Source organism: Mycobacterium sp. 852013-50091_SCH5140682 (assembly GCF_001665685.1).
Classification (GTDB): Bacteria; Actinomycetota; Actinomycetes; order Mycobacteriales; family Mycobacteriaceae; genus Mycobacterium.
In genome coordinates, this window is the sequence record NZ_LZTB01000104.1 from 74916 (window position 1) to 99184 (window position 24269).

Below are 24269 nucleotides of genomic sequence, written 5' to 3' on the forward strand. Positions count from 1 at the left end.
TTGGGTGCTCGGGCTCATCCGGGCATCGTCGGGCTGGGGGGAATGTTCATCACGGAGGGGTCAGGGAGCGGGACAGTGGCCGTTCCGAGGTTGATGGTTCCGCCGGTCTTTCGCGTCACCTCCTGGCCGGACGTGACGTCGATGAGAGTGAAATCGCCGTCCGAGCCTGGTCCGCCGGCCGCTGCGTAGTTGATCGCCAGCACGGTCTGCGGCGCAAACTCGTCCCACTTGTCGCCGTTGAGCCGGTAGTCGGTGAGGTTCTTGTTGGCGGGCGGTGTCAGCGGCGCACCGGACACGCAATGCACCCGGGGCACTCCCAGCGGGTCGACCAGAACCCCGGTGCCTGCCTGCAGCACCGCCTGGGCGGAATGAGCTGCACCGTCGGATAATTCGTGCGTGGTCACCCAGGTGTCACCCATCAGCACCACCGCCGTCAGGGTGTTGAGGTAATACGGGATCTGCTGAGGATTGAGCCCCAATGCCAGACCCCACGCCTGCGCTGCTGCGCCGTCGGCGTCCAGGTAGTTCGCCAGCGTGACCACGTCGCACGGCGAGGTCTGACCGGTGGTTCCGTACAGGTCGCTCTGGCGCCCGGACACCGGGCGCACGCCCCGGTCGGCGCGCACCGCCAGCTGTTGTAGCAGCGCAGTCGACTTCTGCGCTGCCTGGTCTGAAATAGCAACGGGGACGACCAGTATCGATCGGGTGAAAGGGGCGTCCACCGGTGCGTTCCGCTTGATGAGGGTGACGTCGCCGGCTGTGGGCTGGGGCGAATTGCGGTCGGAGGCGAATATCAGAACTGCCACCAGGGCCGCGACCACCACGAGCGTCAGGACCACGGCCGACACCGCGAGAATGACCGGTGCCCGCGGGCTGATCGGGCTCGGCTGATTCGGATCGACCCAGCGATCGGTCACCAGTTTCCGCTTCCGTCATTCTTCAGGTCCACCTGATCGACGACGTCACCCTGAAACTTTTGGAACGCTTCGGCAGATCCCGCGGCGCGGCTGTCGGCACCGCTGTTCGCGGCGTCATCCCATTTTTGGGAGAGGTCGCCGTAGCCGCTCATGTGTTCTCCGGCGCCGAAGACGGTGAACAGCGATGGTTTCGAAGCGAAGACCTCGACGTTGTTGTTCGCGTTGCTTGCCGAGTTGCTCCACAGATCGGGACGAACGGCTGACGAGGAGGGCACGATGTCCTGGCCGTATTGGAGGTGTACCGCCGATACATTGAGGTCGTTGCGCACGGGAGATCCGTACGTCACGATCTGCTGGACATTGAGCGCGTGTGAGGCCGCGATGTTCTGGGCGTCGATGGCGCCCTGGCTGTACCCGACCAGCATCACCTCAGCCCCCTTGGGGATCAGACGCTGAAGTGCCTTCAGTTGGGCCTCGTCCGGCTTCCCGCTGATGGCATCGATGTTCGCGCCCCAGCTCTGGTGGTCGAAGGGGTTGAGGGTGGTGCCGCCGATGTAGACGATGTAGCGCTCATGCCCTTGCCCGTCCACGACTTTCTGCACTCGGTATCCCGACATGTCACCCCCATTGGGGGTCTCGCCGACCTCCTTCCACATGCCGTTGAGCCCCTTCGGCGCCTGGTTGTAGCAGACGCTCGCGGCTTTCGACACTCCACCGGTACCGCCACCGTCAGCCTTGCTGGCGGTGTCCTGCTCATCGGCATTGCGCCGCAGGATGTTTGCTGCGTTATGCAGGGCGTCGACGGCGTTGGTGATCGAGCGCACGGATTGGCCGTGCCACTGTGAGCGGAAGCGGTCGGAATCGGGCCCGCGCCAGAACGACGCGCTGGAGATCACGCTGCCCAAGCTCTTGACCGAACCCTGCAATTGGTCGGCTGCCTGCGTGAGCTGCTTGGCTGCCAGCCGCAGCTGTTCAGGGTCCGCACCGTCAACGGTCATCTCAGTTCCTCATCCGGGCCGTCATCCCTGGGATGCACACACGGATAGGCCTGCACCCCGGGGTGATTCATTCGATCGTCGGTTACGAGCTCGCCTGCTGCTGCTCGCTGGCATTGCGGTTGGCGTTCTGCGATGCGGTCTGCAGTGCGCTGACCACCTGCCGCAGCTGCGGCACATGCTGGCCCTGCCAGTCCGACTTGAACCGCTCGGCGTCCGGCCCCATCCACTGGACCGAGTTGACTGCGGACGTCAACTGCGAGATGACCGATTCGATGTCGGACGCTTTCGCGTTGAGTTGGGTGGCCAGCTGCTGGACCTGTGCGATGTCCTGCCCGAAAAGTGCCATGATTCCTCCGTTGTGTTGTTGCGATGCACTGATGACGTTGGGTGTTTCCGCCTAGATGACAGGTTGTGCGACCTGTAACCACACCCCCTTACCGCGTTCCACGAGCACTCCGCGCCCGGGCGGAAAGTCAGTGCGGCGCACGATGCCGATCGAAGTGCTCAGCAGGCTTTCGGATTCCACCCCGCCGGGCCACAGCAGCAGGCCACGTCGGGATGCCTTGAACGGTTGCGCAAGCAGCCACGCCTGGCCCCACCCCGACACCTCGGATTCGCCAACGATGAATGCCGTGTCGCCGAGCCGTTTGATCATTGCGGCGAGGTCGTTCTCGGCTTCTGTCCCACCGAAATTCGCGACGCCCTCGATCACCACCATGAGGCTCGATGGACCGGTGTCCAACCGGTTGACCTGACTGATCACCTCGTCCTGTCCGCAGGCGGTGTCGGTCCACACATCCAGGCCTGCGATGGTCGATGTCGCCGGTGCCAGGTGCACGATGCGGGTGTTCGGATGCTGCCTGCGCACCGCTTGCGCCAGCGTCACCAGCGCGGTCGAGCGTCCGCTGCCGGGCGGCCCGGTCACCATGAGCACACCGGCGGGGGTGATGCCGATGGGTGCCAGGGATTCGTCGGCGACACCGACCACAGCGGTTCCTGCGGCGGTCGTCGCCGGAAGCGCATCGAGTTCGATGTGCTCCGAGAGCCGTTCGACCGGTTCGGGCGGGATGAACCCGCGCTGCCGCATCCGTTCGGACAACTGCTCGATGGCCCGTGCCTGTACGGCCACATTGGCATCCCCGCCGAACACGCCGAGCTGGATCTCCACACCCTCGGTGATCGCCCGGCCCGGTTGGGATTTGGCCGAGAGGATATCCGTGGGAACCCCGGTCAGAACGTAGTCGTCATCTGACGCCAACCGCAGGACCAGCCGCCGCTGCATAGTCGAAGCCAATGACGACGGGATCGCGGCCGGGCGGTCCGCGGTGATGACGACGTGGACGCCGAGCATGCGGCCGTCGGAGGCCAGTTGACTGAGCATGCTGAAAAACGGTGTGTGCGATATGTGTTCGTACTGGTCGCGGAAGGGCCCGATGCCGTCGACCAGCAGCAGGATGCGGGGTTCGCTCGGGTTGGCCAGCTCGCGGTACTGGGTGATGGTCGATGCGTTGACCCTGGCGAACTTGCGTGACCTCTCGTCGAGCAGCGCGGTGAGCCGACGCAGCACCCGGCCGATGCGCTCCTCGTCATCGGCGTTGACGACGGCGGCCACATGCGGCAGGGCTTCGAGCATCCGCAAGCTGCCGGAGGCGAAGTCGAGGGCGTAGACGTGCACGGGCCCGTCGTTGGGGTTGAGCGCGGCCGAGATGGCCAGTGTCCGAAGGGCGGTCGACTTGCCCGCGCCGCCGGTGCCGATGATGGCCATGTTCCCGGACTCATCCGGAGAGAAGATCGCGAGAGGTTGGGCCTGCTCGGTAGGGGCGTCGCACTTGCCGATCACGACCGCACCGCTGTTGTCCTGCCGGACAAGCTCTTCCAACGCATAGGTGTCGCCCAGCGGGGGCAACCACGGTTTACGCGGCGGCGGGATGCGCAGCTGCGCAGCGGCCGCACCGATGGTGCTCACCACGCGGGCGATGTCGGTCGGCCCGGAGGGCCGCCGAGCAGCCTGGGCCGCGGTCGGGTTGTGCCAGGGCCTGCGTCGCCCGAACACGAACTCCCAGATGTCGATCGGCGCCTGCTCGGCCTGATCGCTGGTCCACCCACCGACGTAGGCGGCCTGGAACGTGGTCAACCGGCCGGGGCCGGTCTTGGCCACCGCCCGGCCGGGGATCTCGGGTGGGAAATGCGCGGCCAACGGATCGTCGATGACGTCCAGCGAGTCATCGATATCGTTGAGGCGCAGGGCAATCCGCAGATTGGTGTTGGCGCGCAGATTGTCTTTGATGACACCCGCCGGGCGCTGCGTCGCCAGGACCAGATGCAGCCCGAGTGATCGGCCGCGCTGGGCCACGTCGATGACGCCGTCGACGAATTCGGGCACCTCGGACGCCAGCGCGGCGAACTCGTCGACGATGATCACCAGAGCCGGCGGGGTATCCGGATCGCCGGTCTGCTCCAGCGAGATCAAGTCTTTGGCGCGCTTGGTGTTCAGGAGATGCTCGCGGCGGCGGATCTCGGCGCCCAGAGACGTCAGCGCGCGCCGCACCAGGTGCGGGGACAGGTCGGTGACCAGGCCGACCGTATGTGGCAACTGCACGCAGTCGGCGAAGGCTGTGCCGCCCTTGTAGTCGACCAGCAGGAAGCTGACCCGATCCGGGCTGTGTGCGGCTGCCATGCCCATGATCCACGACTGCAGGAACTCGCTCTTACCGGAGCCGGTGGTACCACCGACCAGGGCGTGCGGGCCGTGTTCCCGCAGATCGAGGTACACCTCGGCCGAGCCGCTGGAGCCCACCAGAGCCCGCAACCCGGCGGCGGGCCCGCTGCGTGGGTGCGGTTCACCGGTGCGGATCAGCACCGAGTCGTTGGAAAGCCATTGCTGGGCAATGGCAGCCGGTTCCGACGCCATCCGGGTGCCTGCCAGCGTCAGATAGGACACCGAGCGGGGCAGGTCGGTTTCGTCCTCGACTGCCGCGCCTACATCGACGACCGGTGCGAGCAGCAGAGCGACCTGCCGTGCGTCGGCGATCTCGATGCTGTCGCAGGCCACCGGAAACGTGTGCCGGCCGTGACGCACCTGCCCGACTGTCGCGCCCGCCGACTCGTTCTCGACGAGCAGGAAGGTCCGGCACGCGGCCGGCAGGCCGGCCACCTGGGTCGCGACCCAGATGATGTGCACGCCGACCGCGCCGCCTTGCTCGGCCAGTCGGGTCAGCCGGGAACGGTCGATGGGTGCGGTGTCCTCGACCAGGACGACCACGGCCGGAGTTATGGACGGGGCCCGGGAGTCGTCGCCGCTGCGCTGGTCGAGACCGCCGAAAACATATGCGGGCCCCGATGATTCACCGCTGCGGCGCTGTCTGACCAGCTCCTCGAGTCGTGACATCAGTGCCTGGCCGCCGCCCAGGCTGTCGGTGAGATGGTTGCCGGACAACGGGCTGTGCACCGAACCGGTGTGCGGGAGCCATTCGAGCCACTCCCAGGACGTTCTGGATTGCGGCGAGCCGAATGCGGTGATCGTCAGGTCGGCAGGGGAATGCAGCCCGGCGAGTTGCATGATGATTCCGCGGGCCACCCCGTCGACGACGCCACGCGTGCCGCAGATGCCCAGTGCCCCGGATTCCCGGAGGTCTGCCACGATGGGCACGTCGGTGACCGTTGCGAACTCGTCGCGCAACTCGGTGAGCTGCCCGGCGTACTTCGCTTCGGCGTTCTCGATGTCGGACAACTGGATACGGCACCGCGACGGCGCGTCTCCGAGACCGAGTCGCACGTTGAGAAAGCCGGGTAGCTCCGGACGGTGGGTCCACAGCAGGGGGCCCAGTCGGTGGATCGCCTCGACGACCTGGTCCAGCGACGGTGCCTCACTGAGCCGCACCGCGCGCTCGACCCGCTGGGTGTCGGTCAGATCGGCCGCCAGCGCTCGCAGGGCATCGCCGAACCGCTGTAACTCCTGACGCTGATTCTTGCGACTCTGCAGCAGCGTGTCGATATACATGCCGAGCATCAGCAGGGGACTGAGCGCGATGAACGCGACGGCAAGCAGGCTGCGGCTCACCGCGAACAGCACCACACCCATGATCAGCGGCGCGACCAGCGAGATGACCGGCAGATGGGCCGGTTCGGGGCGCTGAGGTGGCTTCGGTGCGGCAAATTCCTGCTCGTCGAACCGGGCGACGACGCGCGGTGAGCGGTTGAATTCGATGGCGACACTGTCGGTTTGCGTCGTACCCGGACGCACGGTAGGTAGCACGGCGACGGACGTACCTGCTAGTTGCACGACATCCGTCGCGCCCACGTCAGCCCGTTGCACGGGCTGACCGCCGATCCGAATGCCGGACGGCCCAGCGAGGTTGACGATCTCGATGCTTTCCCCGACGGTGATCGCGGCGTGCACGTCAGCGATCCCGTGGTCGGTGAGTGCCACGTCGTTGGTGATTCCGGTACCCACTGACGAATTGCCCGATGGCAGAGGGAATTCGAGCCCGGCGTCGGGACCGTCCAGCACCCGCAGAACCGCCACCGCCCGCCCCCGGCGCCTGCGCGGTGCGACCCGCGACACCGCGGACACGCTGACGGTTGAACCTGATCGCAGACCGGAGTCGATGAGGCTGCGCCCGGGGTCGAGAAGTCTTCCGGCGGCGCTGTTGTCGAACGCCGCGTCTTCGAGTTTGAGGGTGAGACCACCGCTGGGCGGGCGCTTGCGTTGATCGGGGTCACTGACGACGAGCGCGTGGGCCAGATCTGACACCGATGCCGTGGCGTCAGCTGTGATGGCGACCTGCGCACTGCTCCCATCGGCGCGGCGCAGAATGAATTTGGCCTGCATCTAACCTCGCCTCGATACGGGGTGCGGTATTGGCGAACGAACCTGGTTGAGTCCCCGATCCGTGGAGCGTCGCAGCGCCGGCTGCCGGCGCGGACCGAGCGGGTTTGCCCCCGTCGTCACATCGAGCACCGCAAGCCCGCTGGCCCGGTCGTGCAACCCGGCTCGGTGCACCAGTACGGGAAGCGCGGCCAGCCCGCACGTCGCCACGAAGATCAGGCTGCGTTGGATCGAGGGCCCCAGGCCCGGTGGCCTGTTGTCGGTGGCCCGGACCACCCGCAGCCCCATCATCGACTTTCCGAAGGTGTTCCCCGTGAGCCCCTGGCGGATCTGCAGCCAGGCCCAGACCGCCACGAACGCCACTGGCACGACGATGTAGATCACCTCCGCCACACCGAGGGCCGCGCCCGTAATGGCAAGCGGCAGCGCCGGACTGATCATCGCGGCGATATCGAGCAGGAACGCGCTGCACCTGACCCCGCGACCGGCGGGTTGCACCCGATCGACCGGGGCCGGCGCCGTGGGCTGTCGCGGCCAGGGGTCATTCGGGACGCTGCTGCGGATCTGCACGGTGTGGCCACAGGTACCGCAGAAGCGCGCATTGACCGCCAGGGCAGAGCCGCAATTCGGGCAGTCGACCCGGGCACCGTTCGCCGGCTGTCCTGGCATCGACCATCTCCGTTCGGCCCGGGCCTTGGGTGGTTGCGGGCCGGGGTGGCCCGTTCTGGCAACACCGACAGGCCTGCCTTCCGGACGCCGGAGGCCTCGGGCAGGGTGATCGGTTGAGGAAACAGTAATGTCCGGCGGCCGGATCGGATAGCGAATCGTTGTCGGCCGATCGTATGAATGTCCAGCCCTCGAACCCCGTGGACGGGGTCGACGGTTGGCAAATTTCGACACCGAGGCGACCCGGATGAGGGGGATACTCCGCTTTCCGGTGTGGTCTAACCGAACTCGATATTTCCCAACGCAACAATTTGTCACCTGTTGGCCGTCGTGGCGACGCCTGCCGCGCTTCCCCGTCCCGGCGGTTGGGCGGGGCCGTCGTCCGAACGGCCGATATCCGGCAACCAGGTACGGGTGTGAGGATCGCTGCGCAGTTATTTGGAGGTTGGTGATGCCGGTTCGTGACCTGGCGTTTACAGTGAGCACGCGCGCCAGCAAAGGCGGTGCTGTTTGGGTCGGCAGCCTGATGAATGAGGTGGGCTAGATGGACGTCATGCTCGGGGTGTCCGTTGTCGGTGCCGACGCGCGGATCGCGCTCCTCGACGCGGCGGCGCCGCACGACGTCATCGACCAATCGTCCGTCGATCTGAGCGCCGAGCCCGTCAGCGCACTGGTCTCCACATTGGTGTCCACCGACCGCATGCTGGCCGAGTCCGGTCACCGCGTCGTGGCCACGCGTATCTGTGACAGCGACCCCGAGCAGGCGAAGACGCTGGTCAATGCCCTCGTTGACGCCGATATGACGGATGTGACCGCGGTGGCCCGCCCCGATGCGCTGATCGCTGCCGTGCGGTCGCTGGCGGCAGGCGAAACGGTCGCCTCGCTGTCATCGGAGGGCGATACGGCCGCGCTGTCCATCGTCGATTCCGATACCGACACCACCTCGCTCATCGCGGTAGAACCGATTCGGCAGGACGATCACGCCTCGGCCTACCGGACCCTGCTCGAGCGGTTCAGTGAGGAGCCCGGCGGCGCGACGAGTGTGATCGTGCTGGGGGAGCCGGCCGCTTCACAGTGGGCCACCGAAGTCGGTGCGGCATCGACGGTTCCCTTGCGATTTCCCGATGAGCCTGAATTCATCTTGGCGCGCGGGGCGGCGTTGGCCGCCCTGTCACTGCCTTCGGCCGCCGCTGCTCTGCCCGACATCGAATTGGACGCAGCAGAGACGATGCTCAGCCCGCAGGCACAGCAATTGGCCTACTCGGAGGTCGACGACACCGGCGGCCTCGACACTGATTTCGAGTATGCCGACACCGATGTTCCGCTGCAGACCCCGATGCGGCCGCTGAGTGCGATCGACCCCGAGGAAGTAGAAGACGACGGCGCCACCGCCGCGGCGCCGCGTCCCAAGATGCTGCTGCTGGGCAGCACGGTAGCCGCCGTCGTGGTGGTCGGATTCGCCGCCTTGGCCGTCAGCGTGGCCATCAGCATCCGGCCCACCGCCACTCAACAGGCCATCCGGATGCAGGACGAAACGGTGCCGGGCAAGTACTTTCCGGTGACCCCGGGCCAGGGCGTCACTCCCGACGGCCCGAACTGGACCGCCATCGAGAACACCCCGCCGCCCGGGGTGGACACCGGTGGCGTGCGGACCTTCCAGACCAAGGCGTTGAATTTGTCCGGAAACGGCGCTGACGCCGTGGTACCCAGGGTGATTCAGATCTACCGGGACGGAACTGTGGGTGTTCCCGACCCGCAAGCCCTGGTGCCCGTTCCGCCGGATCCGCTCACCCCCGATATCCCGCAGGCGGTCCCGGATTTCGTGCCACGGCTGATCCCCGATCTGTCGAAGGTCGACATGACCCAGGTGCTGTCGGTGCTCGGCAACATGCAGGAGAACCCGGCAAAGAACGTCGAGGCCGCTCAGGATGTCAGCCGCGTCGTACCTCTGACCGACATGGTCAACCCCAACAACGGCCTAGGCCTCAAAGACCTTGGGCTGGTTGCCGCTGTACCGAGCAATCGTGGCGCGCTGTTCAGCACCGACCAGCCCAAGTCGGCGGTCTCGAACGCCGGCGCCATCCCCGCTGAGATATTCCAAACCGGCAAAACCGGGGTCGACGCAGCGCAAGTGCTGCCGCCCGACACCAAGGTGATCGAGGCGCTTCCGGCGCCCGCTCCGAACGGAAAATCGGGTGGCGCACCTATTTTCGGTAGCGCCATACCCGATCTTGGTGCCGTATTGCCGAATCCCGCCGGTGTCGCGCCCGGTACGGTCAAGCCGGCGCTCGGCACGACACCCGACGTCACCGCTGGGCTTCCCGACGTGCTGCCCAAGCCGGACGTGCCGCAACAGTTGCCCGGCGTGTTGCCGCTGCCCGGCCTGTCGCCGAAACCCGATGTGACCCCGCAGCTCCCGAACCTGCTGCCGCTGCCGGATCTGTCGCCGAAGCCGGTCGTGAAGGCACCCGTACCGGATGTGTCCGTCCCCGAGGTGAAGATTCCGGATGCGCCGATTCAGGTGCCTCAGGTGAAGATTCCGGACGCGCCGATTCAGGTGCCTCAGGTCAAGATTCCTGATCCGCCCGTATCGGTTCCTGAGCCTCCGGTGTCGGTGCCCGAACCGGTTTTCAAGCTGCCCATACCGGTGTTCAACGTCCCGGCGCCGGCCGCCCCATCCGTACCGGTTCCCGAAGCCCCGTCCGCGCCCTCCGTGCCACTGTTGCCGCAGATCCCACTGCTGCCGCAGCTGCCGTTCGGCGGCAATGGGGGCGGACTGTTCGGATCGGGATCGGGTTAGAGCCTGTGCCTACACATCATCAAGCCGAAGCCGCGACAACGGTGTTCGCTACCAACGCTGCGATGGATCGGGCCAATCTCATCCGGGACGCGCTCGCCGGGATCCTCGTGATCGCCGGCCTGCTGCTGCCGTGGAGCATCTCTTGCGGCGTGGGGATCGCGGCGACACCGGGCTGGGTGTTCGGCCTACTGGCAGTGGTCACGGTGTTGTCGTTGGCTGCGGTGGTGTGCAGCCACGTCGGCGCCCTGGCTGCGCGGGATCGGCTGCGGTTGCTGCTCAATGTGCCGTATCTCCTTGCGACAGTGGGATTTGTGGCGGTCACCGTCGTCCAGTCGGTCTCCGATGGAGGCACCGGCACGCTCCCGCCGGGTATCGGCCCGGGTGCGTGGCTGGGAACGGCGGGGGCACTGCTGGCCGCCCAGCCGAGCATCACCGGAACCGAGGACGAATCGTTCGGCGCCAGGACGTCGCGGGTCATCGGTATCGCGTCGCTCGTACTGGCCGCCGGGGCGTTCGCGTTCAACCTGTATTGGCGCACGCGATTCGTGGTGCCGGAGATCGGCAATGCAGATACCGGGATGCAGAACCTCGTCGTCGCCGTTGCCGCGCTGCTGTACGGCGTGGTTGCGCTGGCGCCCATCGTGATTGCCGCCCGTTGGCTCATGTCGGGGGTGGCGGTATCGCGGCTGGCCACCGTGCTGCTCGGGTCATCGGTCATGATCGGCGGAGCGCTGGTGTGGATCCTGCCGGTGGGTCGCGACCTGGATGCATTCCACGGCATCGCCCAGAACACTTCCACCGCGGGTGTCGGGTTCGAGGGATATCTGGCGTGGGCGGCTGCCGCGGCGATCGTCGGCACCAGCACCGTGCTCGGTGCGTCTGTCTCGGGTGACCAGTGGCGCGGTGCGGCGCGAAAGTGCCTGCTGCTCATCGCTGTCTGGTGTGGCGGCTCTGCGGTGCTCCGGATCATCGACCTGATGTCGACCTCGGTGCTGGATCTGCCGGCCCCGCCGTACAACAGCACCGCATTGATGGCGTTCGATCTGGTGGTCGCGGTGCTGGCGATGTGGTTGTTCATCAACCACAACTCTTCAAGCGCGGCACCACGATTGGTGATGCCTCTGCTGTTCGGCATCCTGTTCGTGCTGACGGTGTCGAGAGTCATCGTCGGGCAGGCGCTTGTGCCACGGGTTCAGCCGCTCAACGCGTCCGATATCAACAGTGTGTACGGCAACACCCTGTCGCAGCAGATCACCAGCACCTTCGATGTGACTCTGTGTGTGCTGGCGCTTGCTCTGCTGGTGATTCCGCTTGTGGCCGGTGCCAGAAATGAGCGCATCCGAACCATTGAGCAACAACCGGTCCCGGCTGCCGAACACCCGGCGCCTCCGGTCGTCGAATCCGCCACCATCCGGATCGCCCGGCCGCAGACCGCTTCGAGCGCAACGGATTCAGCTCACGATCGCGTGGCCCAGGTGCTGGCCGAGTCGACCAGGCGGTTCGCCGCAGGCACCACTTATGGTGGGGCGCAACGCGCCGAACGCGACGACTAGGACAGGTCGTTCAGGCTGAGGATGCCGTCTTCGATGGCTCGTGCCAGCAGCGCTGACTTGGTGGGGGCGGGCCGCCCGACGCCCGCGTACTTCGCCCGCGCCCGCTGCAGATGGGTGCGCACGGTGGTCGGCGAAATGTAGAGCCGCTTGCCGACGAGTTCCTTGCTCTCGGTTTGGAACCAGGCGATGAGGACTTCTTTTTCGCGTTCCGACAAGCTGATCCGGCCGAGGCGGGTGTCGTTGAGAAGGGCTTTGGCCATGCGGGGTGCCACATAGGGCGTGCTGGACTGCGCGGCGTGGATGGCGTCGATGAGATGACGTTTGCCCTCGGTCTTGGTCAGATAACTGACGGCGCCGAGGTCCAGTGAGGTCAGGATGACTTCGTCGGCTGTCAGATGTGAATACACCACCACCCGCTGACCGGATTCGGACAATGTGCGCAACGTGTCGAATTCTGGCTTGCCGCCGTCGATCTGGAGATCGAGGAGCACGACGTCGACCGGTTCTGGGGGGTCGGTGGCCTGCGCGAAGTACTCGGCCGGCGTGCTGAAGCAGCCGGTCACCTCAATCGGCGGGACCGCATTCACGCACCACGCTTCGATGCCGGCGCGCACCACATCGTGGTCATCGATCACCGCGACCGTCACGGGCGGGGGACTGCTGGCGGGTTGTGGCGTCGCTGTGTCGGGCACCGAAACCTCTATGCGGGTGGGGGATTTGCACGTCAGTCTAATCGATCTATGTTCTTCTCATGGTGGCATCGGACGGAGCGGCGGCACAGCTGCAGACCGATGCTCCGCGGCGTCACTTGATGCGCCGCGCCGCCACCGTCGGGCTGCTGATGCGCAATTGCGTGGGTCTGGTGGTAGCGCTGGTGACCCTCGCCGACCCGGCGTCGGCACGGTTGCCCACAGGAACTTGGGTGCTGGTGATCGTGGCGATGTGGTCGGCTTACCGAATCGCCACCCGCTCGCACGGCCGTGCCGCCCTGGCTGTCGACTTCCTGCTGGTGCTCGTAGTCTGCGCGGCGATTCCGATGCTGGCGCCCGATCCGTACTTCTATCTGACCAACAGTGCGCCACAGGCGATTGCGGGTACAGCTGTGATCAGTTTCGCGGTTTCGGTGCCGGCTCGGGTCAGCCTGCCCATCACGCTCGCCGTGGCCGCCGGCTATGCATGGGGGAGCGCTCACGTCGTGGGGTGGGGCCATGTCACGGCGGTGGCGGCGCTGTACTACTTCGCTCTGCAGTGGTCGACGTCTGCGCTGATTCGGCTGATGGTGCTGCGAGTCGCCGATGCGGTGGGCCAGGCCCGGGCCGGGCGACGCGCGGCCGAGCTGGTTCAGCAGGTCAATGACGCGGTCTGGGAATTCGATCGCGAGCAACTGGCCTTGCTGCACGATACGGCGGCCTCGACATTGCTGATGGTCGGGCAGGGCGCGATCGCATCGCCCGAGCGGCTCTCCGCTCAGGCCCGCCGCGATCTTCAACTCCTGCAACATGGTCCGTGGATCGCGCCGCCGGAACGCCTCGAGCTGGTCGGCGAACTACGCGATGCGGCCGGGCATTTGGTGACGCCTGTCGAGTTCGACGGGTTGGGTGCAGTCTGGCTCCCGGGTGAGACCGGGCGGCTCGTGCTCGCCGCGGCGCGGGAGGTGATGAACAATGTGGACCGGCATGCCGAGGCGAATCTGTTGAGAATCAGCGTCTCTCCCAACGCCCTGCTGTGCATGGACGACGGCGTCGGGTTCAACCCCGACGTTCCCCGCAGCGGACACGGCGTGACGGATTCGATCATCGACCGGATGGCCCGGGCCGGCGGGCAGGCGCAGATCACGTCGTCACCGGGGGCGGGCACGTCGATCGAATTGCGGTGGCCACAAGCCGCTGACGAGCTCGACGCGCAGCCGGCGGTATCCGATCCGGATCGGTTGATCGATCGCGTGCGCATCCGATACGGGTTGGCCCTCACGGGCTACGCGTTGGCGAATCTCGCGTTCGCGGTGCCACAGGCCGAACTGACCGGCGGCGGGCGTGTGGCCGACGTTGTTCTCAGCCTGCTCGCTGCCGGGGCGGTGCTGACCGCCGTGCCCGGGATCGTGCGTGGGTATTGGGCTTTCGCGCGGCCGGCAGTCGGCGCTCTGATGCTTGTGACGGTCCTGCAGCCTCTGCTGCTGCCACCGGAATTGGTTGGCGGTTACGCGCATTGGGCGCAGAACGCGATCGGCTGGTGCGCGTTGCCGCTGCTGCTGGGTGTGTCAACCCGCCGTGGCGCGGCTGTCCTGGTCGGGTTCTGGACGCTCGGGGCGGTCGCCGAGCTGATCTGTCGACCGGACTGGGCGTTATTGGTGAACATCGGTCTCGGGACGGCAAGCATTCTCGCGGTCCAGTTGTTTGCGCTGCTGTTCAACGGTCTGGTACGGGGCGCTGCCGCCGAGGCACATGCCGAGACCGATGCGCATCACCGGCTCGTCGCCGTGGAGCGGGTGAGTCGGGCAGTGCGTGACGAGTATCAGCGGCGGTATGCCAGGTTGGTCGACAACGTGTTGCCGCTGCTGCGTCAGTTGAGCGGGGCCGGCAGCGCCGACGCTGATCTGCAGCGCGCGGCGCGTGCCGAATCTCGCCGGCTGCGCGCTCTTTTCGACCAGGAGGCGACCTTCGATCACCCGCTCATGCGACAGGTCCGCCGGCTGGTCGATACCGCCGAGTCGTCCGGCATCGACGTGGCGATCGACCTGGCGGGCACCCTTCCGGTACTGGAAACTGACGAAATCGATACGCTGCTCATGCCTTTGGCGCGGATCGTGAAGGCCGCACCCGCGTCGATACGGCTTGTGGTCAACAGCACGGATTCGGAGGTCAGCGTCAGTATCGTCTGCGAGGGGATGGCCGACGACCCGCAGTTGGCCGCCGACCTGGAGTCCGCCGGCTGCGCCGAGGTGGTGACTTCAGGTCGTCTGGTGTGGGTGCTGATCCGCCATGTCGTGGTACCGAGATGACGGGTGATCGTCAGGGCGCCCCGAAGATGGTGCGCATCGCCTCGGGATCCCACCGCTCGGCGGGCTTCCCGTCGACCGTGCCGCTGACCGATCCGTAACCGACCGCGAGGAGATCGGATCTGTATCGGATGACACACACCCACGCCGCGCGCTCGTCGTCATCAGTGAAAGCCGTTCCGGCATAGGTCTGTTGAGCGAGCCCGAGGACGGCCGCCGCGGCGTCGTCGGCGGATGCCGGACGCAAGGCGTGGACACCGGCTGCCGTCGTGGTGTCCACCACCCAGCCGTCGGGTGTCTGTGCAGCGGTCACCGATGCGCCGCCCAGAACTGAATGATCCGACGCCGGAGCGATATACGCGCCGATGCGATGCGTCGAGTCCAGGAATGCCGCGACGTCGTCAGCGATCATCTCGTGCGGGCGCATGCCAGGGCGGTCCGCGTCGGCCCGAGCCAGCCGGCGCACCATCAGCGAACGCATGCCGCGCATGCCCGCCCGCGCGAACTCCTCGGGCGTCGCGGCCACGGTGCTCAGCCCGATGGGCCACGGCCGCCCGTCGGCGGCGCAGAGCGCGACGATCTCGTCGTCGGTCAGCAGTGCGGTGTCATCCACGCAGGATCGGCCTCTCTACCAGGGAACCAGATTCGAGAACAATTTCGGCACGTAGCCGACGACGGCGTCCTTGGCGGCGTCGAAGGCGCCGCCGGGGTCCGAGGCGATGTAGTCGGTGACGGTCTTGACGCCGCCGGCGCTGAAGTCGGCCTGCGCAGCCTGCTCGGCGACGTCACGCCATTGCGACAGCGCCACACCCGAGAGGTAGCCGACCGGGGTGTCGGTGCCCTTGAGCAGTCCGCCGGCAAGGTCGATCAGCGAATCGCCTGCCTCACCGATCTTCTCCTCCGGCGTCAGCCGGGTATCCCCGGCGAGTCCGAGCGCATCCAGGAGGGGAATGGCGCCGACTTCGTCGTATCGGCCGAGCAGAGTTCCCCACGTGATGGGCCACACCGCATTCGAATTGAGGAAATCCCGGATGCCGACGAGCGGGTTGAGGGGCTGCTGGTCGAACGCGCCGGGCAGGACCTGCAGCGCCGACTTGGCCATGGCCGAACCCGCTGCGGCGCTGGCGTGTTCCTGCTCACCGGTATTGCGTTCGACGGTGCTCGCGGCGTCCCGCAGTGCGCCCGCCACACTGCGCATCGTCGCGCGGGACTGGCCGTGCCACTGCGACCGGTAGCGCTCAGCGTCGGGGCCACGCCAGGGCACTGCCGACAGTGAGCCGGTCACCGCGGTCGATGCCGCCTCCAGGCGGTCGGCGGCGTGTTGCAGCGTGCGTGCCAGGGTTCGCATCTGATCGACATCGGCGCCGACCACTCCCATACGGACCTCCTCGGGCAGGCTGTGTGTGGCACGGGCGATGCCACCCAATCACACCATCTGGTGCCACGATTGACTGTCAGTCCAACGGATGACAATGGCGAGCCGACTGCTCACAGATCGTCGATGTGGATCAGGCCGTCCTGTATGGCCCGCGCGACGAGGGCGGCCTTGGTTTTCGCAGGCCGCCCGACCGCGGCGTACTTTGCTCGCACCCGTTGCAGGTGGGTGCGGACTGTGGTGGGCGCGATGTGCAATTGGCGGGCGACCGCTTCTTTGCTTTCGGTGTGGAACCAGGCGACGAGCACCTCGACTTCGCGGGGCGCCAGTTCGGGTTGGACCGCAGGTGTCATATCGAGATCAGACAAATCCGTGACACCTCTCAACCTGAAACTTGGTTTTATCGTCCGTTCGGACGACAGGAAAAAGCAGGTGATCTTTACACCTATTTGCCAGACTTGGAGTTCGGCAAACGTCAAAAACCGAGAACTTCGGGCAAGATCTTGCCGGGCGTAGGAGGATTCATCATGGACCGCAGTCCTCGAATCCTGGTGGCATCGCCGCTGGCTCGCATCATCACGCCCGCGCTGGTCAACGCGTTCCCGAGCGGCGCGGTGGAAGAGGCGTTGGACCGTGACGATGTCCGCCGACAGGTTGCCGGCAGGGTTCGCTTCGACGTCGTGATCGCCGACCTGGTGTGGAACCACCCCGATCTGGAGTACAGCTTCGACGGCCTCGACGTGCTCGACATCCTGCGTGCCGCAGACCGTCCGGCGCCGGTGATCCTGGCGACCCAGGGACACACGATCGAATTCGACCTGTTGGACGAGGCCAGGTTGCGTCCGGAGATCGCCGCGGTGTTTCCCAAGTCTGTTGGTGCCGCAGAGCTTTCTACGCTTGTCCGCGACGCCGCGGTGGGCCGGCGACACATCGCTGCTGTGCCCGCGTCGCGCAAACCTCCTCTGTATGAGGCATTCCGCAGCCGCAAAGGGCAGACGGCCGGACGTTTGGCCGGGGCGATCGCGGCGGGGCGGGGCACTGACGGCGTCACGCTGGCCGCGGCCGCGGGCGTTGCGGTCAACACCGCGAACAAGGTCACCGCCCACTATCTCGGGCCGATCATCGTCCAGCGTGGTGAGCACGATCCTGATCTGCCGTTGACGTTGCCCGCCGTCTACCGGTGGTGCGGCCTGCACGCCCGCTACATCGTGAGTTGGTGCAGGCGCAACGGGCACGCCGATGTGCTGAGATCGCCGAATACTGATTCATAGCAACGACATTGACGGGGCGGGCTGCCCTATCTGCTGAGTCGGGACTGCTCGGCGCGCACCAGCTGATCCTGATGGGGCGGGGCCTCGTCGCGGCTCTGCGCGAGGCGGCGGATCGGCTCGTCGATGCTGCTCCTGGCCAGCAGCCGGTACACCCGGACGGTGGGCAGCTCGCTGATGCGCTGGGTACGCCCGATGATCTGGCGTTCCACCTGCGGGCGCCACTGCGGTTCGGTGAGGATGACGACGAGCGGCGCCGGAACCTTGCGCAGGTCGAGGGCTCCGCAGTCGACCTGGGCCAGCAGTGTGGCAGGCCCGTGGTGGGCGGCGAACTCGGCGATCACCGCCCGGGGATCGGGCACTGTGTCGTCGAGTGGGCCGAACACGTTGCTGGGCAGGGCTTTCCGGATCACCTCGAGTACCGGCACGAATTGGGAGAACACCACGACCCGGGCGCCGTTGATGTGGGCCTCGGCAGTCAACTCGATCAGGCGGTCGAGCTTGGCGGCCGGCTCGGGGGACCCGGACGGCCACGCGCCCTGCCGGATCGCGGTGAAGTTACCGCTGCCGACCGCGCGCCGATAGCGTTCCCGGTCTGACCGTCCGAACCTGACCCATTCCTCGGTCGAGACGCGCAGCGGAAGTTCGTCGATCACGTCACGGAAATCGCGGCGCAGATACACGCGGTCTACTGCGCGGCGGAACCCGATCGACCCCCGCAGGCCGGCATTGGGCGCCACCGATGCGGCCACTTCTGGTTGCAGGTAGTCGACCAGGTTGCGGAAACCGTCGATGCGGCCGTGCATCGGGATTCCGGTCAGGAACATGATGCGGTTCTCGGAGGTGAGCACGTTGCGCACCGCGCGGGCCCGGTCCGATTTCGGATCGCGCAGCAGATGCGCCTCGTCGACGATCACCAGACCGGGACGCACCTTGAGCGTGATCCGCACCAGCGTGGCGAAGGTGACGATCGCGACCCCGCCCTTGGCCTCCCACTCGGCCAGGCGTTCCTCGCTCTGGCTGCCGCGGATTTCGATCGGCGTCAAAGCGGTGTGCTTGACGGTTTCGTTGACCCAGTGGATGGCGAGGTTGGCCGGGCAGATCACCAGCACGTGCCGCATCTTCTCGGCCGCGGCGAGATGCGCGGCGACCGCCAGGGCCTGCAGCGTCTTGCCGAGCCCGAGCTCGTCACAGAGCAGTACGCGTTGACGTGCCAACGCGTACTGCGCCCCGAATGCCTGATACCCGCGCAGCTGGGTGCGCAGCAGCGACCGATCGAGCGACACATGCTCGGCCTGCGCCGTCACCTCGGCGCCGACGAATCCCTGCTGGGCATCCACAATGGTGGTCCCCGAGGCGAATTCGCCGAGCAGGGTGTCGACGCCGGTGGGGTCGCGGCGGTATTCGGCCCACACGTCCGATGCGGGTTGGCGGGCTTCTTCGATGCGGTCGATCAGTTCGCCGACCTTCGCGACCGCAGCATCGGGGGCATCCGCGTCGGCGGCCGCGGGCTGGGGCGCCGCGGCCCGGGTGCGCAGCCGCGGCAGCAGCCGCCGCAGCTGCTTGACGGATGTGTCGGCCTTGCTCAGCGCGAGCAGATTGCCGACCAGCTCGGTGTCGCGCTCGGGGGTCAACCGCGGCCGCACGCCGCCGCGGAGGTGGTCGGCCTTGGCTTGGGCCGCGGCCTGCACCGCCTGGGCGGTGGCGATGTCGACGCCCGGCACCTGGGTGAGTGCCCGGGCCGGCACCGACTGGATATCGGCGACGGTGCGGTACTGCGGGGAGTTGGCCAGACCACCGAGCCGGGCGCCACGCGTGAGATAGGCGCGCACGCTGTCGACGGGCGCGGACTGCAGGGTTTTGGCGACGATGGCGTCGGTGGTGGCCCGGATGTTCGCGGCAACCTCGGCCCGGAGTTTGCCGATGTCGGCGAGAGTGCCGTCGGCGCGGTTGACCAGTTCGGTGAGGTCGACGCGCTCCATGACTGATGATCATCCCACTTCATCGTCGCGTCGCGTGCGCCGAATCACCTGCGGCTACCGTGAAGACATGGACGAGGATCCCTCGGCCACCGATGCCGACACCGAGCGGCGGTACCGCGAGATGGCCCGCAACCCGTTGCTCCCGCGCAGCCAGGTCGAGGATCTGGTGGTCGAGTTCGACCGACTGCTGGCGATCACCGGGCCGCCCCACGTCTTTCCCGTGCTTTCAATGTCGGAAACGTCGAGGACAGCGACGTGCGCGCGGCGGGGTTTGGTGAAGGGGCTGGCCGACCGCGAGGCAGGAGACCGGGCCGAGCCGCGTCGCGAGCAACTCGCCGACCGCGTGATGGCGGCGCTGACGACGGTGACCGACTGCATCGACGGCATGCAGACGCTGGAATCCGACAAGCTCGACGCGGAGGCGACGGCCACCGCCGACGGTTTCATCGTGCAAGCCGACGGAGGCGTTGCGGTCGGATGCGACACGCGGGGCGCCCCGGAACGCCAAGCTGTCGCGCGCGCCCGTCACGAGCACCGCATCGTGTCGACCGTTGCCGAGATGGACCGCCTGCAGTTGCGGACGGTCGACACCATCCGCGAGCACCTGGATGTCGGAGACACCGGAATCCCGTGGACGCTCATGGAGTGCGCCCGCGCGGGCCTGGACCTCAGCGACAGCTTCGAGGCCGGTGCGCAGTTGCCGGATTCCCCGCTGCGGGATCTGATGGAACGGCTCGCCGCCGACATGCACCGCGCCAACGCCTCGGTCCGCGGTGACGCCCGCTAGATCATGTCGTGCTTGGTGAGCCAGCGCATGACGGGCCACCCCACGAAAACGGGCAGCCAGCACGTCAACACCCGGTAGAGCAGCACCGCGGGCACGGCGATCGCGGCAGGCAACCCGAACGCGGCCAGACCACCGATGAGGGCGGCCTCGACCGCGCCGACGCCGCCGGGCGTCGGGGCCGCCGACGCCAGCGTCCCACCGATCATCGTGACGACGGTGACCGTGACGAACGAGGTGGTCCCGCCGAACGCCTCGACGCTGGCCCACAGCGCGAGTGCGGCACCGAGAGTCGTTCCCCCCGCGCCCAACACGATCAGGCCGAGCCGCTTGGGCTCCTTGGCCAGATCGACGAGATCGTCGGTCACCTCCTTGAGCCGCGGCCGCACGGCCGTCGCGAGCCAGTGCCGCAGCTTCGGAACCGCCAAAAACCCACCGATCAAACCGAACGCCAGGCCCGCGATCAGGTACAGCACGGTCGCCGACGGAACGAAGTGCGACAGGTCCGCCCGTGCGCCCGCGGCGGTCGTGAACACAATCAGCAGCAGCACGTGCACGATCACCTGCACGGTCTGCTGCAGGGCCACCGCGGCCGTCGCACGCAGCGTGCTCAGCCCGCCCTTCTGCAGGAAGCGGGTGCTCAGGGCCAGACCGCCCACGCCGGCCGGTGTCGTCGTCGCAGCAAAGGTGTTGGCCACCTGCATGATCGCCAGGTGCCGGAAGCTGACCAGTCCGTCGGCGCACGCCCACAGCGCGGCCGCGGCTCCGAGGTAGGTCAGCGCCGAAACCGTCAGCCCGAGCAGCGCCCACCACCAGTTCGCGGTGCCCAGCTCGGAGAAGAACGTCGGCACGGTGCTGATGAACGGGTAGGCCACGTAGACCAGCGCGACCAGCAGCACCAGCTGGATCACCTGGTTGCGGGTGAACCGCGTGATGGTCTCGGCCTGGATCTGATCGGCGCCGGTCTGGTGCTTCACCTCGTCGCGGGCCCGGGCCATCACGGCCTTCGCGTCGGGGACAGCGTCGCGCACCCGGCCCGGCACCGCGGCTTTGGTCAGCCGGCCGGACGCGGTCAGCACGGTCTCGCGGCCGAACGCCTCGATCGCCGCGCGCACCGCCGACGGTGCGTCGTACAGCGCCGAGGTGGTCACCAGCAGCTGTGCGATATCGGATTGCAGCTGGGTGTCGGTGGCCCCGTACTCGGCGCTGCCGAATCCGCCGAACAGCACCGCGCCGTCCTCGACGGTGATCTCGCGGCTGCGCAGGTCTCCGTGGGAGATCTGGTGGTCGTGCAGCATGCGCAAGGCGTTCCATACCTTCTGCACGCCTACCTCGTCGGTGCACTTGTCCAGCGGGAGGCCGCGTTTGGGATTGTGTGCATACAGCGTCCAGCCGCGTTCCAGCGCAGCCACCGACATCGTCGACGTGCTGGCCAGCGCGAGGTCGCCGATGGCGATCGCCATCAACGCGCGGTGTTCGACGGCGCGGCGCATCGATGTCTGCAGGGGCGCGGTTTCGTTGGCGCGCAACCGGAACTTGCTCCACAGCTGGCGCACCGCGCCGCCGCTGCGCTGGTTGGGCCCGTAGAGCTCGACCACCGCGGTGGCGGCAGGGTCCGGCGACGCCGCGTTGAGCAGCAGCGGCCCGGCGCCGGCGGGACGTAACACGGTGAATGAGGACACCGTGAAACCGCGGTGCGCCAATGCGCGCACGGCGCCGTCGAGCGGCACTTCCAGCGCGGGAGTGCCGACGACCAGGACCACCAGCGCGCCGACGAACCAGCCGACCGCCAAGCCGAGCAGCGTGCGGGCCGGCACCACGGCGCTGACCACCAGATGGATGGGCACGAAGGCCAGCAGCAGCGTCCACCACCAGCGGCGCAGCCGCCGTGAGAGCCACGGGCCCGACACGGTCAGCACCGCCGCGAGCATCGCGATCCAGCGTGGGTCGTCGAGGAACTGCGAAAGCTGGGTGTCGAGCCGGTCGGTCAGGTCGAAATGCCATTGCGGCGCGGCGATGCCGTTGCCGGTGATCGACAGCGAGAGGATCGCGATGAGACCGGCTGCCGCGTAGGCGCCGAGCAGTTTCCACTGCCGGGAGAGGACCAGGCTGACGAGGATGATGAACGGCAGCGCCAGAATCGCGATGCCGTAGGCCAGGTACACCAGGTTGGACTGGGTGGGCGTGAGAACGCCGACGATCCGGGAGATCGACCGCTCGAGCGCCACCCACTCGTAGCGGGTGATCAGCGAGCTGGTGATGACCGTCGCGAGGAACAAGGTGGCCATCGCCAGGCGCAGAATGTCGTTGGTACGCCGGGTCAGTGGTTGCAGCAGGCTGCCGGTGACGGTGATATCCCGTCCGTCAACGCGCATGTTCCCCCTTTCGCGGCTCGCGACAAAGGTAACCGGCTGCATCGTCGATACCGGTCATTGGCTGTCGAGATACTCGCTCGAGCTGCGGCGGGTAATGCCGTGTTCCTCGGATGATTGGGTACGGCCAATCCGACGAGATGTGTCCAAGTGGTGTGGGCAGATGGAACCCGTAGCGCTGCCGTGGACAGGATTTCTGTTCTCATGGCTGTTGGTGGTGGTCCCGGCAGCTAGCCGTCCTCGCGGACCATAATGTTGTCTGTCGGTGGGCGGTGGAACGCTGATCGTGATGAGTCGACACACCACATTCCGCTACTGTCTGGATCCCACGGTCGAGCAGTACGAGGTGTTGGCACGGCATGCCGGGGCATCTCGCTTCGCGTTTAACCAGTGCCTACAGTTTGTGAAAGCTGCGCTCACTAACCGCAAAACCGATCCCAGCGTCGAAGTGCCATGGACCGGTTTCGACTTGATCAACACGTTCAACGCCTGGAAGAAGTCCGAGGCCGCAGGCCGGGTCTTCACTGTCGACGGCGACGGTGTGGCCGAGACAACGGTGACCGGACTGGCATGGCGTCGTGAGGTGTATCAGCAGGTTTTCGAGGAAGCCGCCGTCGACGTGAGCAAGGGCCTGACCGCGTGGTCAAACTCCCGTAGTGGCAAGCGGAAAGGTAGTCGGGTTGGTTTCCCGCGGTTCAAGAAGAAGGCAGGCGACGTCGCGTCGTTTCGGCTGCGCAATAAGCACGCGAAAGGCAAACCAGCGGCGATTCGAGTCGGGGATAACAACCGGCCCCGCTCGGTGACCTTGCCCGGCGTGGGTTCGATCGCTGTGCGCGACGACACCCGTAGGTTGCGACGCATGCTCGCCACCGGGCGGGCGAAAATCCTGTTCTCCACCATTAGCCGTCGCGGAGGACGGTGGTGGGTCGCGCTCAACGTCGAAGCTGCCGACCTGCATCCGGCGCAACAGCACCCGGTTTGTGACCGCGTCACCGAGGACGGCTGGGTGGGCGTGGACCTCGGCTTGACCACGTTTCTGGTGGCCGCCACCGCCGACGGTACCGAGGTCGCACGCGTCACTAACGCGCCAAAAGCGTTGTCCGCCGGGCTCAAACAGCAGCGACGATTGTCGAAGTCGTTGTCACGCAAGAAGAAGGGATCACATCATCGTAAGGATGCCGTTGCCAGGTTGGGCCGGCATCATCACCGTGTCGCCAATATGCGCCGCCACTTCCTGCACCAGGTGTCTAACGAATTGGTCAAGACCCACGACCGGCTCGTAATTGAGAACCTTAATGTCACCGGAATGCTGCGCAACCATCGGTTGGCCCGCGCGATTTCCGATGCCGGCTGGTCGGAGTTCGCCCGGCTGCTCACTTACAAACAGGTATGGCGCGGTGGTCAGCTGATCGAAGCCGACCGCTGGTACCCGTCGACCCGTCTGTGCCCCCACTGCGGGGCAGTTAACAGCGCGATGACGCTGGCAGATCGGGTGTTCACATGCGGTTGCGGGTATTCGGCCGACCGTGACCGGAATGCGGCGACGAACCTGGCCCGATGGGGTCAGGCCCATTACAACCTTCACCGATCCCCGGACCCCAAAGCAGGAGGCCGGGCCACCAATGTCCGCCGACGGGACGGCGCTGACCAACACCCTCGTGTTGGTGAAACCAGCCCGGTTGACGCGGGAACCGACGTTCACACTGCGCCCGCGGCGTGAACTGACGACGC

The 24269-nt window shown here is 66.8% G+C and carries 16 protein-coding genes and 1 pseudogene; 6 read left to right on the top strand and 11 right to left on the bottom strand.

Annotated elements, in window-relative coordinates:
* Positions 1-14 precede the first annotated feature (14 nt).
* The 5 genes from A5784_RS27250 to A5784_RS27270 all read right to left on the bottom strand — a co-directional run bounded on the left by A5784_RS27250 (position 15) and on the right by A5784_RS27270 (position 7412).
* Entirely contained in the window at positions 15-917 is a 903-nt protein-coding gene (locus tag A5784_RS27250; RefSeq protein WP_064947980.1) for a DUF6777 domain-containing protein, read from the bottom strand.
* Positions 914-1915, bottom strand: a complete 1002-nt coding sequence (locus A5784_RS27255) for a WXG100 family type VII secretion target (protein ID WP_064947981.1) — start codon at positions 1913-1915, stop codon at positions 914-916. The genes A5784_RS27250 and A5784_RS27255 overlap by 4 nt, the downstream gene beginning before the upstream one ends.
* A gap of 82 nt (positions 1916-1997) precedes the next feature.
* On the bottom strand, positions 1998-2261 hold the full coding sequence (locus A5784_RS27260) for a WXG100 family type VII secretion target (protein WP_029371396.1): 264 nt from the start codon (positions 2259-2261) through the stop codon (positions 1998-2000).
* A gap of 51 nt (positions 2262-2312) precedes the next feature.
* Entirely contained in the window at positions 2313-6746 is a 4434-nt protein-coding gene (locus A5784_RS27265) for an FtsK/SpoIIIE domain-containing protein (RefSeq protein ID WP_064947982.1), read from the bottom strand.
* Positions 6747-7412, bottom strand: coding sequence for an RDD family protein (locus tag A5784_RS27270; RefSeq protein ID WP_064947983.1), 666 nt, complete (start codon positions 7410-7412; stop codon positions 6747-6749). It abuts the gene before it with no gap.
* A 541-nt stretch (positions 7413-7953) separates the two neighbouring features.
* Here A5784_RS27270 and A5784_RS27275 point away from each other — a divergent pair.
* Positions 7954-10209, top strand: coding sequence for a DUF7159 family protein (locus tag A5784_RS27275; RefSeq protein ID WP_064947984.1), 2256 nt, complete (start codon positions 7954-7956; stop codon positions 10207-10209).
* Positions 10210-10271: 62 nt separating this feature from the next.
* Complete coding sequence (locus tag A5784_RS27280; RefSeq protein ID WP_064947985.1) at positions 10272-11762, top strand: DUF7937 domain-containing protein; 1491 nt, start codon at positions 10272-10274, stop codon at positions 11760-11762.
* Here the strand turns inward: A5784_RS27280 and A5784_RS27285 are convergent.
* Positions 11759-12454: a response regulator transcription factor gene (locus A5784_RS27285; RefSeq protein WP_082945099.1), complete on the bottom strand. Its 696-nt coding sequence runs from the start codon at positions 12452-12454 to the stop codon at positions 11759-11761. The two genes, A5784_RS27280 and A5784_RS27285, sit on opposite strands and share 4 nt — an antisense overlap.
* Before the next feature lie 59 nt (positions 12455-12513).
* On the opposite strand from A5784_RS27285, the gene A5784_RS27290 reads away from it, so the two are divergent.
* Complete coding sequence (locus A5784_RS27290) at positions 12514-14760, top strand: sensor histidine kinase (RefSeq protein ID WP_064947987.1); 2247 nt, start codon at positions 12514-12516, stop codon at positions 14758-14760.
* A gap of 10 nt (positions 14761-14770) precedes the next feature.
* Here A5784_RS27290 and A5784_RS27295 read toward each other — a convergent pair whose 3' ends face one another.
* From A5784_RS27295 to A5784_RS27305, 3 genes and pseudogenes are all read right to left on the bottom strand, one after another.
* Positions 14771-15370, bottom strand: coding sequence for a hypothetical protein (locus A5784_RS27295; RefSeq protein WP_064947988.1), 600 nt, complete (start codon positions 15368-15370; stop codon positions 14771-14773).
* 15 nt (positions 15371-15385) lie between these two features.
* The gene (locus tag A5784_RS27300; RefSeq protein WP_064947989.1) at positions 15386-16135 is read right to left on the bottom strand and encodes a hypothetical protein; all 750 of its coding nucleotides are present in this window, start codon (positions 16133-16135) and stop codon (positions 15386-15388) included.
* Positions 16136-16245: 110 nt separating this feature from the next.
* A pseudogene (locus A5784_RS27305) lies at positions 16246-16470 on the bottom strand (LuxR C-terminal-related transcriptional regulator); the annotation flags it as partial.
* Between the two features lie 189 nt (positions 16471-16659).
* Between A5784_RS27305 and A5784_RS27310 the strand changes: the two are divergent.
* On the top strand, positions 16660-17403 hold the full coding sequence (locus tag A5784_RS27310) for an MSMEG_1198 family transcriptional regulator (protein ID WP_064947990.1): 744 nt from the start codon (positions 16660-16662) through the stop codon (positions 17401-17403).
* Between the two features lie 26 nt (positions 17404-17429).
* On the opposite strand, the gene A5784_RS27315 is transcribed toward A5784_RS27310, so the two are convergent.
* Positions 17430-19382 (bottom strand): SNF2-related protein, encoded by a 1953-nt coding sequence (locus A5784_RS27315; RefSeq protein ID WP_064947991.1) that lies wholly within the window; start codon positions 19380-19382, stop codon positions 17430-17432.
* A 67-nt stretch (positions 19383-19449) separates the two neighbouring features.
* Between A5784_RS27315 and A5784_RS27320 the strand changes: the two genes are divergently transcribed.
* On the top strand, positions 19450-20169 hold the full coding sequence (locus A5784_RS27320; RefSeq protein WP_156750803.1) for a hypothetical protein: 720 nt from the start codon (positions 19450-19452) through the stop codon (positions 20167-20169).
* Here the strand turns inward: A5784_RS27320 and A5784_RS27325 are convergent.
* Positions 20166-22541, bottom strand: a complete 2376-nt coding sequence (locus A5784_RS27325) for a lysylphosphatidylglycerol synthase transmembrane domain-containing protein (protein WP_064947993.1) — start codon at positions 22539-22541, stop codon at positions 20166-20168. The two genes, A5784_RS27320 and A5784_RS27325, sit on opposite strands and share 4 nt — an antisense overlap.
* 286 nt (positions 22542-22827) lie before the next feature.
* Here A5784_RS27325 and A5784_RS27330 point away from each other — a divergent pair, with 286 nt between their 5' ends.
* Complete coding sequence (locus A5784_RS27330; RefSeq protein WP_156750804.1) at positions 22828-24258, top strand: RNA-guided endonuclease InsQ/TnpB family protein; 1431 nt, start codon at positions 22828-22830, stop codon at positions 24256-24258.
* Positions 24259-24269 lie beyond the last annotated feature (11 nt).